This is a genomic window from Polaromonas sp. 39-63-25, from assembly GCF_002278925.1.
Taxonomy (GTDB): domain Bacteria; phylum Pseudomonadota; class Gammaproteobacteria; order Burkholderiales; family Burkholderiaceae_C; genus Polaromonas.
Genome location: NZ_NCJH01000007.1, coordinates 54,741 through 67,859 on the forward strand (window position 1 = coordinate 54,741; position 13,119 = coordinate 67,859).

Annotated in this window: 11 protein-coding genes and 1 riboswitch; all 11 genes read left to right on the forward strand. The window is 64.8% G+C overall.

The genetic code is table 11. The features are described from left to right. Positions 1-291: 291 nt before the first annotated feature. The 11 genes from B7X65_RS09965 to panB all read left to right on the forward strand — a co-directional run bounded on the left by B7X65_RS09965 (position 292) and on the right by panB (position 13,083). Positions 292-2,046: a ShlB/FhaC/HecB family hemolysin secretion/activation protein gene (locus B7X65_RS09965; protein WP_293594154.1), complete on the forward strand. Its 1,755-nt coding sequence runs from the start codon at positions 292-294 to the stop codon at positions 2,044-2,046. 47 nt (positions 2,047-2,093) lie between these two features. Further along, the gene (locus B7X65_RS09970) at positions 2,094-4,319 is read left to right on the forward strand and encodes a filamentous hemagglutinin N-terminal domain-containing protein (protein WP_293594155.1); all 2,226 of its coding nucleotides are present in this window, start codon (positions 2,094-2,096) and stop codon (positions 4,317-4,319) included. A 230-nt stretch (positions 4,320-4,549) separates the two neighbouring features. Beyond that, positions 4,550-5,224: a hypothetical protein gene (locus B7X65_RS09975; protein ID WP_293594156.1), complete on the forward strand. Its 675-nt coding sequence runs from the start codon at positions 4,550-4,552 to the stop codon at positions 5,222-5,224. 52 nt (positions 5,225-5,276) lie between these two features. Next, a riboswitch (TPP riboswitch) is annotated at positions 5,277-5,390 on the forward strand. Positions 5,391-5,483: 93 nt separating this feature from the next. Beyond that, complete coding sequence (gene thiC, locus B7X65_RS09980) at positions 5,484-7,385, forward strand: phosphomethylpyrimidine synthase ThiC (RefSeq protein WP_293594157.1); 1,902 nt, start codon at positions 5,484-5,486, stop codon at positions 7,383-7,385. 35 nt (positions 7,386-7,420) lie between these two features. Next, positions 7,421-8,497: a glycine oxidase ThiO gene (gene thiO, locus B7X65_RS09985; protein WP_293594158.1), complete on the forward strand. Its 1,077-nt coding sequence runs from the start codon at positions 7,421-7,423 to the stop codon at positions 8,495-8,497. 5 nt (positions 8,498-8,502) lie between these two features. Further along, positions 8,503-8,703, forward strand: coding sequence for a sulfur carrier protein ThiS (thiS, locus tag B7X65_RS09990; protein WP_293594458.1), 201 nt, complete (start codon positions 8,503-8,505; stop codon positions 8,701-8,703). Positions 8,704-8,710: 7 nt separating this feature from the next. Then, entirely contained in the window at positions 8,711-9,493 is a 783-nt protein-coding gene (locus B7X65_RS09995) for a thiazole synthase (protein WP_293594159.1), read from the forward strand. Further along, a complete protein-coding gene (locus B7X65_RS10000; RefSeq protein ID WP_293594160.1) occupies positions 9,490-10,713 on the forward strand; it encodes a thiamine phosphate synthase in 1,224 nt (407 codons plus the stop codon). The genes B7X65_RS09995 and B7X65_RS10000 overlap by 4 nt, the downstream gene beginning before the upstream one ends. 14 nt (positions 10,714-10,727) lie before the next feature. Further along, positions 10,728-11,108 carry an aspartate 1-decarboxylase gene (gene panD, locus B7X65_RS10005; RefSeq protein ID WP_293594161.1) on the forward strand — a complete coding sequence of 127 codons (381 nt, stop codon included), beginning with the start codon at positions 10,728-10,730 and terminating at the stop codon, positions 11,106-11,108. 65 nt (positions 11,109-11,173) lie between these two features. Beyond that, a complete protein-coding gene (bioB, locus tag B7X65_RS10010) occupies positions 11,174-12,190 on the forward strand; it encodes a biotin synthase BioB (protein WP_293594162.1) in 1,017 nt (338 codons plus the stop codon). Further along, positions 12,187-13,083, forward strand: a complete 897-nt coding sequence (gene panB, locus B7X65_RS10015; RefSeq protein WP_293594163.1) for a 3-methyl-2-oxobutanoate hydroxymethyltransferase — start codon at positions 12,187-12,189, stop codon at positions 13,081-13,083. The genes bioB and panB overlap by 4 nt, the downstream gene beginning before the upstream one ends. Positions 13,084-13,119 lie beyond the last annotated feature (36 nt).

Genomic DNA, 13,119 nt, shown 5'->3' on the forward strand with positions numbered 1-13,119 from the left:
TGCGCGGGTGACTGCTCCCGCTGCATGCGGCGGGTTTCTCCCGTCCGCCCCAGGCGCACACTTCAACGGACAAGCACCGGGTCCCTCTGGCCGCCGGCCTGGACCGGGCCTGACGGCCGGCGAAGGTCCTTGACCCACATGTCATATTACAAAATATAAATACTATTAACTATTTAATGAGTTGTTGTTATTTATCAAATTAATAACTTCTTACAGTTTTCCGGCCTGCCCGCCTACATTTTTTAACAAAATGGACGCTCATGATGACTTGGCACTTCAAGGCCAAGCACCATGCACCAGACTCACCGCCCCCACCGGGGCACCAACACCCCTTTGTCCACCGCTCCCCGGGGCTCCGGTTCCTGGCGTTTTCCTCTGAACAAGGGCTTGGTGCCGTTTGCACTCCTGGTGCTCAGCCAAAGCCTTCTGGCCCAACAGCCTCCCACGGCGGGCAGCCAGTTGCAGCAGATTCCTGCGGCCCCGGTGCCGCAAAAAGCACCGCCGGAAATCCGCATTGAACGAGGGACCCCGCCCGTCGCCTCCACTGCCGATGAGGCAAAAATCATGGTCCGCAGCCTGCGCGTCACCGGCGCCAAAGCCTATACCGAAGCCGAGCTGATCGCGATCACGGGCTTTACCCCGGGAACCGAGCTGACACTCACCGATCTGCGTGCCATGGCGTCGAAGATCACGACCCACTATGCAAAAAATGGTTATTTTGTGGCCCGGGCTTACCTGCCCGCGCAGCAAATAACGGACAACACCGTCACCATCGAGGTCAGCGAAGGTCAATACGGCAAGATCATCCTGCGCAACCAGAGCACGCTTTCCGACGATCAGGCCTACCGACTGCTTGACGGCCTGAACAGCGGCGACCCCATCCTCAATGATCCACTGGAGAGCCGCCTGTTGCTGCTCTCGGACACGCCGGGCGTGAATGTCAAATCGACGCTGGTGCCGGGCGCCACGCCGGGCACTTCCGACCTCATCGTTGACGTCACACCGGGCAAACGCGTGAGCGGCAGCATAGATGCCGACAACGCCGGCAACCGCTATACCGGCGAGTACCGCGTCGGGGCGACCGTCAATCTCAACAATCCGCTGGGGCTGGGCGACCAGGCCAGCGTTCGCGCCGTCACTTCCGGCTCGGGGCTCAACTACGGTCGTGCGTCCTATCAGGTGCCCTTCGGCAAAACAACCGTGGGCGTCGCTTACAGCCGGCTGGAGTACGAACTGGGCGAGGAATTCGCTCCCCTGCAGGCCAACGGCACGGCAGAGATCGCCAGCGTCTACGCGATCCGTCCGCTGATCCGTTCGCGCAACAACAACCTGTACACCCAGCTCGCGTACGAAGCCCGGACTTTCCAGGACAGGATCGACAGCACCATCCCCCCATCGGTCACCGACAGGAAAGCGGATGTGCTGATGGCCAGTCTTTATGGCGATCACCGCGACAATCTGGGCGGCGGCGGCATCAGCGCTTATTCGCTGACCTGGTCGATCGGCAACCTCGACATACAAACGCCGTCGGCGCTGGCCGCCGACGCGGCGAGCGCCAGAACCAACGGTTCCTACAACAAGCTCGGCTTCACCGCCACGCGGCTTCAGCGAGTCACCAACCTCGTGTCGCTGTATGGGTCCATCAGCGGGCAGGTCGCCTCGAAAAATCTTGATTCCTCGGAGAAGATGGACCTGGGGGGCATGACCGGTGTGCGCGCCTATCCCCAGGGTGAAGCCTCCGGCGACGAAGGCTACCTGGTCAACCTCGAAGCCCGGCTGCTGCTGGGCAAGCTTTCTGACCGCGTGCCAGGCCAGGTTCACCTGATCGGCTTCGTCGATGCCGGCAGTGTCACGATTCACAAAAACCCCTGGTTCACCGGGAATAACCACAGAAACCTCGGTGCTTACGGCGTGGGCGCCAGCTGGGGCGAACCTGGCAACTTCCTGGTGAGGACGTACTACGCCCGCAAGCTCGGCAACGAGCCGGCGCTCTCCGCCCCAGACAAGTCAGGCCGGTTCTGGATCCAGGCCATCAAGTATTTCTGACATTTGCCCGCCTCTGCGCCAACACGACAGCACACAAGGAATCACCCATGAACCGCATTTACCAATCCATCTGGAGCGACAGCTCAGGCGCCTTCGTCGCCGTGTCTGAAAACGCCGGCGGCGCAGGCAAGAAAAAATCCTCGTCCACGACGGGGCGCCCCAGCGCCGCGAGCTTCGCCGTCAAGGCCCTGTCAGCCTGCCTGATGCTCGGCTTGGGCGCCTCTGCCTACGCGCTGCCCACAGGCGGTGTGGTGGCGGCCGGCGGCGCCAGCATCACCAGCGGCGCGTCCTCCACGACCATCACGCAGTCCACCGCCAACGCGGTGATCAACTGGCAGAGCTTCGGCATTGCCGCCGGCCAGTCGGTGCAGTTCGTGCAACCCGGCACCACGTCGGTGGCCCTGAACCGGGTGCTGGGCGCCGATCCGTCCAACATCATGGGCAACCTCTCGGCCAACGGCAGGGTCTTTCTGCTCAATCCGAACGGCGTCCTGTTCGGCAGCGGCGCCCAAGTCAATGTCGGCGGGCTGGTCGCGTCCACCATGAGTCTTAGCGACGCCAGGTTCATGGCCGGCGACTACGCCTTCACCGACGCGGGAAGCGGCTCGGTCGTCAACCAGGGCAACATCACCGCGGCCGACGGCGGTTACGTGGCACTGATGGGCAAAACCGTCAGCAACCAGGGCGTCATTTCCGCCCGACTGGGTTCGGTGGTACTTGCCGCCGGCAACGCTGTCACCATGGACGTGGCCGGCGACGGCCTGCTCAATATTTCGGTGGCTCAAGGTGCTGTCAACGCACTGGTTGCAAACGGCGGCCTGATTCGCGCCGATGGCGGCCGCGTGCTGCTGACGGCCCAGGCGGCCGGCAACCTGCTGCAAACCGCGGTCAACAACACCGGTGTGATCCAGGCGCAAACCATTGGAAACCGCAACGGCACCATCCTGCTGCTGGGCGACATGCAGAGCGGCACCATGAATGTAAGCGGCACGCTGGATGCCAGCGCACCGAACGGCGGCAACGGCGGCTTTATTGAGACCTCGGCGGCGCACGTCAATATCAAAGACGATGTGCGCGTCACCACCGCCGCGCCTCAAGGCCTGATGGGCACCTGGCTGATCGATCCCCAGGACTTCATCATCGGCGCTGGCGGCAACATCTCTGGCGCCACACTCTCGGCCCAGCTGGTGAACAACAGCATCAACATCACCACAGCCGCTGGCCCAGGCAACGGTGATATTTTTGTCAACGACGCGATCACCTGGACAGCCGCCGGCGCCCCGACGACCCTCACCCTGACTGCTGACCGGGACACCAATATCAATGCGGCCGTGACGGCCACCAACGGAAACTTTTCAGTCTGCTGCGGACGCGATATCAACGTGAACGCCGCCCTGACGACCACCAACGGAAGCATCCTGCTGGCCGCCGGACGCAACGTCAACCTGAATGCCGCCGTCACCACCACAGACGGCAACCTCATGATGTGTGCCGCCAACGATGTCAACGTCAGCAGCAAAATCACGGTGACCAACGGCACGCTGGACACCACCCGCAGCCTGGGCTTGCCCCGTGGCCTGACCATCAGCGCGGACACGGACGGCACAGGCCCCGGTGTCGCGGGCGGCACGGTGATCTTCGCGCCACTCGCGCCACTGGCGGCCGTCACCAATGCGCCGGTCGTCGTCACCTACAACCCCGTGTCCTACACCACGCCAACGGACTATTCGACCAAATTCACACTGACCGCGGGTGCAACACTGACGCAACGCATGCTGGTCTTTCCCGAAGTCACCAAGAACTTCGACGGTACCATCGCGGCGGTCCTCACCACACTGAAAGGCAACCCAGCCGGCGTGAGCCTGATTGCCGGCCCCGGCGCCACCGCCACCTTCGACAACGCGACCGCAGGAACGAACAAGACCGTCACCTTAACCGGCTATACCCTCGGGGGTCCCAATGCCAGCCAATTCGCCCTCGCGTCCAATTGCTGTGGAACCATCGTCCAGAAAACCACCGGCACCATCAGACCGGCGGTTTTCGGTTTCAACCCGGATGGCAGTGTCAATCTACCCTATATTGAACTGGCCATGCCAGCACTCGCCACTTTGGCGTCGTATCGGTCGGGGCTGATGCCAACCTACATGTCTGACGCTGGCGATGTGTTTTTCGTCACCAAGGAAGAAGAGGTGGCAACGCCCACGGTGATACCGTTCGCCCCTCCTCCGCCTTATATCGCACCACGTTATGCGCCCCGGCCAGCGCGTAACTGACCGCCGCACATTCGGTGCGTAAAGCTTGCACACAGGTTTTCGGCATGCCGGTGCAAGACTATCCGATGCAGAAAATAGTGCAGACATGCAGCCCATCCGGTTTGAGGCGGGCCGGACTTTGCCTGACCCTGCTGTTCACAAGCCTTGCGTATGCCCCGGCCTTTGCCGGCGGCGAGCTGGGGCAACGGTCCGGTCCCGCCCCGGTCTCCGGAATATCAGCCGACGCAGCCATGGCCAGCGCTCCGGCTCGGGCCCCGGTCCACAGTCCTCCCAGGCGCGCCTACTTCGGACAGGAGCGCGCGTCCCCTGAGGCCATCCACATCGCTGACTGGGTCGTCGATTCCGCCGACAACCAGGGCATGCCCTTCATGATTGTGGACAAAGTCCATGCCAGGGTGCTGATGTTCGATGCCGCCGGCCGCTTGCAGGGCTCGGCTTCAGCGCTGCTCGGTCTGGCTCGTGGCGACGACTCCGTGCCTGGCATTGGCGAACGCAAGATGTCCACCATTCGCCCCGAGGAGCGGACGACACCCGCCGGGCGGTTTGTCTCGTCCCTCGCTCGCGATATCCATGGCCAGGAAATGCTCTGGGTGGACTACGACACGGCCATCTCGCTGCATCGGGTCGTCAAGGGTACGCCCGGTGAGCGGCGGGCACAGCGACTGGACAGCCCAGCATCGGATGACAACCGGATTTCCTACGGCTGCATCAATGTGCCGGTGAGGTTCTACGACAAGCTGGTCAGTCCGGCCTTTACAGGAACAAACGGCGTCGTCTACATCCTGCCGGAGACCCGCTCAGCCCGTGAAGTCTTCGGCTCCTACGACGTCCATGAACGCTCCCTTCAGGTGGCCAGGCAGCAGGCAGCCACCCCGACGGATTCGTCGGCCGCCATCCGGAAATAGGCCCCCGGGCGATCACTGTCATCCCGCATGTCGCTGCCCAGTGCACTAGAATGGACTCGCTCCGGGGTGCAGCCCGACCATGGTGGTCGGGTCGCTGAGATGGCCAACCCAAACCCGTGAACTTGAATCGGTTCGTACCGACGTAAGAAGAGCTGACTGCCACCGGTCCCCGGCCCAGTCAACGACCAACACCACAGCGCTGGTGCTGGCCACACCTTCGGAGCATTTTGTGCCGCAACGCACGCCAAGGAATGCCCCGATGAACGCCCCCGACCCATTCGCCCAGTTGCTGTCCCTCACCCGTGAGCCTTTCCCCGCCTCGCGCAAGATCCACGTGCCTGGCCAACTCCATGCCGGCATTCGCGTACCCATGCGCGAAGTCAACTTGAGCAACGGCGAATCCGCCACGCTCTACGACACCTCCGGTCCCTATACCGACCCGGCCGCCGACATCGACGTGCGCCGCGGGCTGGACGCGCTGCGCACGCCGTGGATCGAGGCACGGGGTGACACCGAGAACTACACCGGCCGGACCGCGCAAGCCGTGGACGATGGCACCCGGCGGGAGGATCGCACGGATGCCTCGGACCCGGAGGCGCAACGCATCGCGGCCCTGCGCGCCCAGGCCGCCGGGCTGCAGCGCACGCCGCGGCGCGCCAAAGCCGGCGCCAACGTCACCCAGATGCACTACGCGCGCCGCTGCATCATCACACCCGAAATGGAGTACATCGCGCTGCGCGAAAACACCAAACGCGAATGGATGGCCGAGTACCTGGGCGATGCCGAACGCGCAGCCCGCGTGCGTGGCAACCCCATGGGCGCGCAACTGCCCGCCTTCGTCACGCCCGAGTTCGTGCGTGACGAGGTGGCGCGTGGCCGCGCCATTATTCCCGCCAACATCAACCACCCGGAGGTTGAGCCCATGATCATCGGGCGCAATTTCCTGGTGAAGATCAACGCCAACATCGGCAACTCGGCCGTCACTTCGAGCATCGAGGAAGAGGTGGAAAAACTGGTCTGGGCCATCCGCTGGGGCGCGGACAACGTGATGGACCTGTCCACTGGAAAAAACATTCACACCACACGTGACTGGATCATCCGCAACTCGCCGGTACCCATCGGCACGGTACCAATTTACCAGGCCCTCGAAAAAGTCGGCGGCGTCGCTGAAGACCTGAGCTGGGAGATTTATCGCGACACGCTGATCGAGCAGGCCGAGCAAGGCGTGGACTACTTCACCATCCACGCCGGGGTGCGCCTGCCTTTCATCCCGATGACGGCCCATCGCCGCACCGGCATCGTCTCGCGCGGCGGCTCCATCCTGGCCAAGTGGTGCATGTCGCACCACAAGGAAAACTTCCTATACACGCATTTCGAGGAGATCTGCGAAATCATGAAGGCCTACGACGTGAGTTTTTCGCTGGGCGACGGCCTGCGACCCGGCTCGGGCGCCGACGCCAACGACGAGGCGCAGTTTGCCGAACTGCGCACGCTGGGCGAGCTGACAAAAATCGCCTGGAAGCACGATGTGCAGACCATGATCGAAGGGCCCGGCCATGTGCCCATGCACATGATCCAGGCCAACATGGACGAGCAACTCAAGCATTGCCACGAGGCGCCGTTTTACACCCTGGGCCCGCTGACCATCGACATCGCGCCTGGATACGACCACATCTCGAGCGCCATCGGCGCGGCCATGATCGGCTGGTTCGGCACCGCCATGCTGTGTTACGTCACGCCCAAGGAACACCTGGGCCTGCCGGACCGCAACGATGTGAAGCAGGGCATCATTGCCTACAAGATCGCCGCGCACGCCGCCGACGTGGCCAAGGGCCACCCCGCCTCCCGCGCGCGGGACGAGGCGCTGTCGAAGGCGCGTTTCGAGTTCCGCTGGCACGACCAGTTCAACCTGTCGCTGGACCCGGACACCGCGCGCGAATTCCACGACGAAACCCTGCCCAAGGAAGTGAGCAAGGTCGCCCACTTCTGCTCCATGTGCGGACCGAAGTTCTGTTCGATGAAAATCAGCCAGGAAGTGCGCGAGTTTGCGGCACAACAAGGTATTGCGGAAAACGCGGCGCTGGACCAGGGAATGCAGGCAAAATCGGCCGAGTTCCGCGAGGGCGGCAGCGAAATCTACATCCCCATCCAGAAACTCTGAGCGTCTGGGCGCACGCAAAAAAGGCGGACATCATCATGCACATCGGCATCGCAGGCGCAGGCCTGCTCGGGCGGCTGCTGGCCTTCGAACTGAGCCGGGCCGGCCATTCGGTCGAGGTCTTTGACCCTGCGCCCGGCCCACAGGCGCCCGTCTTCGGCCCGGGCACGGCGCCCTATGCGGCAGGCTGGACCGCCGCCGGCATGCTCAGCCCCACGGCCGAACTGGAGGCGGCCGACGAACACGTGTTCGCGCTCGGCTTGCGTTCGCTGGATCTGTGGCCGGCCATCGTGGCTGACCTGGGCGTGCCGGTGGAACTGCACCGGCGCGGCAGCCTGCTGCTGGCACACCGCGGCGACGAAGGCGCGGCGCACCGCGTGGTGGACCTGCTGCAGCACAAGGCGCCGGCCGGTCACGCGCCGCAGCGGCTCGACGCTGCAGCACTGCGAGAGCTTGAACCCGACGTCCACGGCGTGGCGCACGCCTGGCTGCTGCCGCATGAGGGACAGATCCATACCGTGCAGGCCATGGAGGCCCTGGCCCATGCCGCCACAGCGGCGGGTGCGCGCTGGCACTGGGGCGTGGCCGCAAGCCAGCTGCAGGCCGGCGAGATCCACACACCGCAAGGGGTCAGCCGGTTCGACTGCGTGTTCGATGTGCGCGGCACCGGGGCGCGCCCCGACCCGGCCGGCGTTGCACCCAACGACGGCTTCACGCCGCAGGTCCGCGGCGTGCGCGGAGAAATCATCTGGCTGCATGCGCCCGGCGTGGCACTGCAGCGGCCGGTGCGCCTGCTGCACCCGCGGCACCGGGTCTACCTGGTGCCGCGTGAAGGCGGCCACATCGTCGTCGGCGCCAGCGAAATCGAAAGCGAGGACCGCTCGCCGATCTCGCTGCGCAGCACGGTCGAACTGCTGGCTGCGGCGCACAGCATCATTCCGGAACTGGCTGAAGCGCGTATTGTTCATACCGAAACGAATTTGCGCCCTGCCCTGCCCGACAATCTGCCACGCGTCGACCAAAGCCCCGGGCTGGTCCGCATCAACGGCCTGTTCCGCCACGGCTGGCTGATTGCGCCGGCGCTGGTCGAACAAACGCTCAAGGACCTGGCATGACATCCATCACCATCACCCTGAACGGCGAAACCCGTGAGCTGCCCGCAGGCAGCACGCTGGCCGATGCCCTGGCGGCCGGCGGCCAGCCCGCGGCATCGTTCGCCAGCGCCGTCAACGGCGAGTTTGTGGCGCGCGACGCGCGCGCCCGCACCGTACTCGCAGACGGCGACGCCGTTTTTACCTTTCAAGCCATCACGGGAGGCTAGCCACGCCATGACATTTCGCATTGCAGATACAGAACTGAACAGCCGCTTTTTCCTCGGCACCGCCAGCTACCCCTCACCGCAGGTCCTGCAGGACGCGATTGCCGCCTCCGGCGCCGAGGTCGTGACCGTCGGCCTCAAGCGCCAGATGGCGGCCGGCGGCGCGGGCACACAAAACGATTTTTATAAGATGATCCGGGCCAGTGGTGCCCGCCTGCTGCCCAACACCGCCGGCTGCCGCAGCGCACGCGAAGCCATCACCCTGTCGCAGATGGCACGCGAGCTGTTCGGCACCCACTGGATCAAGCTCGAAGTGGTCGGCGACGAACACACGCTGCAGCCCGACCCGTTTGAACTGGTGACGGCGGCAACTGAACTGGTGCGCGATGGTTTTGAAGTGTTCCCCTACTGCACCGACGACCTCGTCAGCTGCCAGCGCCTGCTCGACGCCGGCTGCCGTATCCTGATGCCCTGGGGCGCACCCATTGGCTCGGGCCAGGGTCTGGTCAACCCCTACGCGCTGCGCACGTTGCGCGCCCGCCTGCCCGGTGTGCCGCTGATCGTGGATGCCGGCATCGGCTCGCCAGCCGACGCGGTGCAGGCCATGGAACTCGGCTACGACGCCGTGCTGCTCAACTCGGCCGTGGCCCATGCGCGCGACCCGGTGCAGATGGCACGCGCCTTCAAGCTCGGCATCGAGTCCGGGCGCCTGGCCTACAAGGCCGGCATCATGGCCCAGCAGGACATGGCGGTCGCTTCCACACCGGTGACAGGCCGGCCCTTCATCCTGTGAGCGCCGCCAACACCCCGTCGGTCTGGACCTTTGCCGGCAACGCGAAGGACATACAAGCGCTGCTGGCCGGCAGCGCGCGGGACCTCCCGCGTCCCGCCCTGCTCTGCCTGGATCGCAGGGAAGCCGCCACCTTGCTCGGCACGGCTGCACTGAACAACCCCGAGGCCGTGACACAGGCCGCAGCCCGTTTGCGCGCCGCCGTTAGCGAGGCGGTCGTGATCACCGGCGACGAAGCCGACTATGCCGACACGCCGCAGGCCAGCGGCTGGCTTGAGCTGCCGGACGGTGCCGCGCCGCCGCTCACCGTCCCCGGTGCCGACGCCGTGTTCACCGCCAGCGCGGCCGCGGCCCTGGCACAGGGTTTCGTCGCGATGGAAGCCATCATCCTGGCACGCATGGCGACAGCAGATGCACTGCGACAACAGGCCCTGACAGGCCTGTTGCAGCCGCGTCCTGATTTTGCAGGGCTTAGCAGCAACCTGCCGCACTTCAGCCTGCCCCGGCCCACGACCGTCAGCGGGTTTGCCGCACTCAGCGACCCGGACCTGGGACTGTATGCCGTGGTCGACAGCGCCGCCTGGGTAACCCGCGTCGTTGCTGCCGGCGTGCGCACGGTTCAGCTGCGCATCAAGGACGCGGAAGGTGAGCAACACCGCGCGATGGTGCGCAAGGAAATTCGCCAAAGCATTCGCGCAGCCACCGCAGCCGGCGCCCAGCTTTTTATCAACGACCACTGGCAGCTCGCCATCGAGGAAGGCGCGTACGGCGTGCACCTGGGGCAGGAAGACCTGCACGTGGCCGACCTGGCTGCGATCAAACAAGCCGGCTTGCGGCTGGGCATCAGCACCCATGCTTACTGGGAAGTCTGCCGCGCCTGGGCACTGCGGCCCAGCTACATCGCCTGCGGGCCGATTCACCCCACCCAGGCCAAGGCCATGCCCTGGATACCGCAGGGCAACAACAACCTGGCCTACTGGTGCGCCCTGCTGCCCCTGCCGGTCGTCGGCATTGCCGGCATGGACGTGGCGCGGACCGAACAGGCCGCGCGGGCCGGCGCCGCCGGTGTGGCGGTGATCAGTGCCATCACCGCAGCGGCCTCACCGGAAACGGCCATCGCACAGTTGCAGGAGGCCGTGCTGCGTGGCCGGGCGAGTCCCCCCGTCACGGCGCCCCTGTTTCCCAAACCCACACTTTCACTCACGCCTTCACCCACGGTTTAAGGGCTTGAGACTCCATGCAACGTACCCTTCTCGCCGGAAAAATCCACCGCGCCACCGTCACCCAGTGCGAACTGCATTACGAGGGTTCCTGTGCCATCGACGACGACTTGCTGGAAGCCTCGGGCATTGCCGAGTTCGAACAGATCCACATCTGGAACATCAACAACGGCGCGCGTTTTGTGACCTACGCGATGCGCGCCCAGCGCGGCAGCGGCACTATTTCCGTCAACGGTTCGGCAGCGCGCCAGGCCGCCGTCGGTGACCTGATCATCATTGCAGCTTTTGGCCAGTTGCCGGCAGACCAGGTGGCCAGCTTCCAGCCTAAACTGGTGTTTGTCGACAGCGCCAACCGCATCCGGGAAGAGCGCTCCACCATTGCAGTACAAGGCATCTGATCCGGCCGCACCACCCTCCCGATCAAACCCGGGGTCAAACGACTCTCACCTCCAGGAGCCACGACATGTCCAGCGTTTTTGAACAACCCGTCACCCTGCATCGCCCGCGCCAGAGCGTCCCGGCCAGCTCCGAGGCCCGCTGGAGCGTGGATGCCATCGAAGCACTGTTCGACCTGCCTTTTCCCGAGCTGATGCACCAGGCACAAACCGTGCACCGTGAAAACTTTGATCCAACGCGCATTGAATTTGCCACACTGCTGTCGGTCAAGACAGGTGGCTGCCCGGAAGACTGCAACTACTGCCCGCAGGCGGCACGCTTCGACACCGGCGTGGAGGCCACCAAACTGATGGAGCCGCATGAGGTAAAGCTGGCGGCGCAACGCGCCAAGGATGCCGGTGCCACGCGCTTTTGCATGGGTGCGGCCTGGCGCGCGCCCAAAGACCGCGACATTGAAAAAGTGGCCGAGCTGGTGCGCACGGTCAAGGCCCTCGGGCTGGAAACCTGCGCGACGCTGGGCATGCTGGAAGACGGCCATGCGCAAACACTGCAAAACGCCGGCCTCGACTACTACAACCACAACCTCGACAGCGCGCCTGATTTTTACGGTGACATCATCACCACGCGCGACTACCAGGACCGGCTCGACACGCTGGCACGTGTGCGCGATGCCGGCGTCAAGGTTTGCTGCGGCGGCATCGTCGGCATGGGCGAAACCCGGCGCCAGCGCGCTGGCCTGGTGGCCGAGCTGGCCAACCTGTCGCCCTACCCCGAGTCGGTGCCGGTCAACAACCTGGTGAAGGTCGAAGGCACACCGCTGGCCGATCAGGAGGATCTGGACCCGTTTGAATTCGTACGCACGATTGCCGTTGCGCGCATCACCATGCCCAAAGCACGTGTGCGCCTGTCGGCCGGCCGCCAGCAAATGGGTGATGCGGTGCAGGCCCTGTGTTTCCTCGCCGGTGCCAACTCCATCTTTTACGGCGACAAGCTGCTGACCACCGGCAATCCCGACACCGACGCCGATGTGGCTTTGCTGGAGCGCCTGGGCATGACACGTTCTGCACCGGACACAAAACCATGACGCAGGCACCCGCCCATCCACCGGCCGCAGGCAGCACCAGCCCCTACGGCACGCTGCCCGCCGCGCCGCCCCCGGCGGTACGCAAACCCGTCAGCCTGCCGCGCCTGCGCGAGATGCATGCGCAGGGCGAAAAAATCACCATGCTGACCGCCTACGACGCCACCTTTGCCGCCGTGGCCGACGCGGCCGGCGTCGAATGCCTGCTGGTCGGCGATTCGCTGGGCATGGTCTGCCAGGGCCTGTCCAGCACCGTGGGGGTGACGCTGGAAACCATGCGCTACCACACCGAATGTGTGGCCCGTGGCCTGCGCCGCGCCCAGGCCACCGCCTGGCTGATTGGCGACCTGCCTTTTGGCAGCTACCACGAGTCGAAAGAGCAGGCACTGCGCAGCGCCGTGGTGTTGATGCAGGCCGGCGCCCACATGGTCAAGCTCGAAGGCGGCGGCTGGACCACCGAGACCGTGCATTTCCTGGTCGAGCGCGGCATTCCGGTCTGCGCCCACCTGGGCCTGACGCCGCAAACCGTGCATGCCCTGGGCGGCTACCGGGTGCAGGGCCGGGGCGACGAGGCCGCCGCCACCTTGACCAGCCAGGCGCACGCGCTGCAGGACGCTGGTGCGTCCATGCTGGTGCTCGAGATGGTGCCGGCGGCCCTCTCCGCAGCGCTGACAAAGGAACTCACCCATTGCGCGACCATAGGCATAGGCGCCGGTGTGGGCACCGCCGGCCAGGTACTGGTGCTGCACGACATGCTGGGCATGAACCTCGGCAAAATGCCGAAGTTCGTGCACAACTTCATGGCCGAAGCCCACAGCGTGCAGGGCGCGATGCAAGCCTATGTGCAGGCGGTCAAGCAGCAGCGTTTTCCGGTCGATGCGCTGCACGCCTGGTGAAGATATGACCCCCACGCTTGTCACTCCGTGTACTAC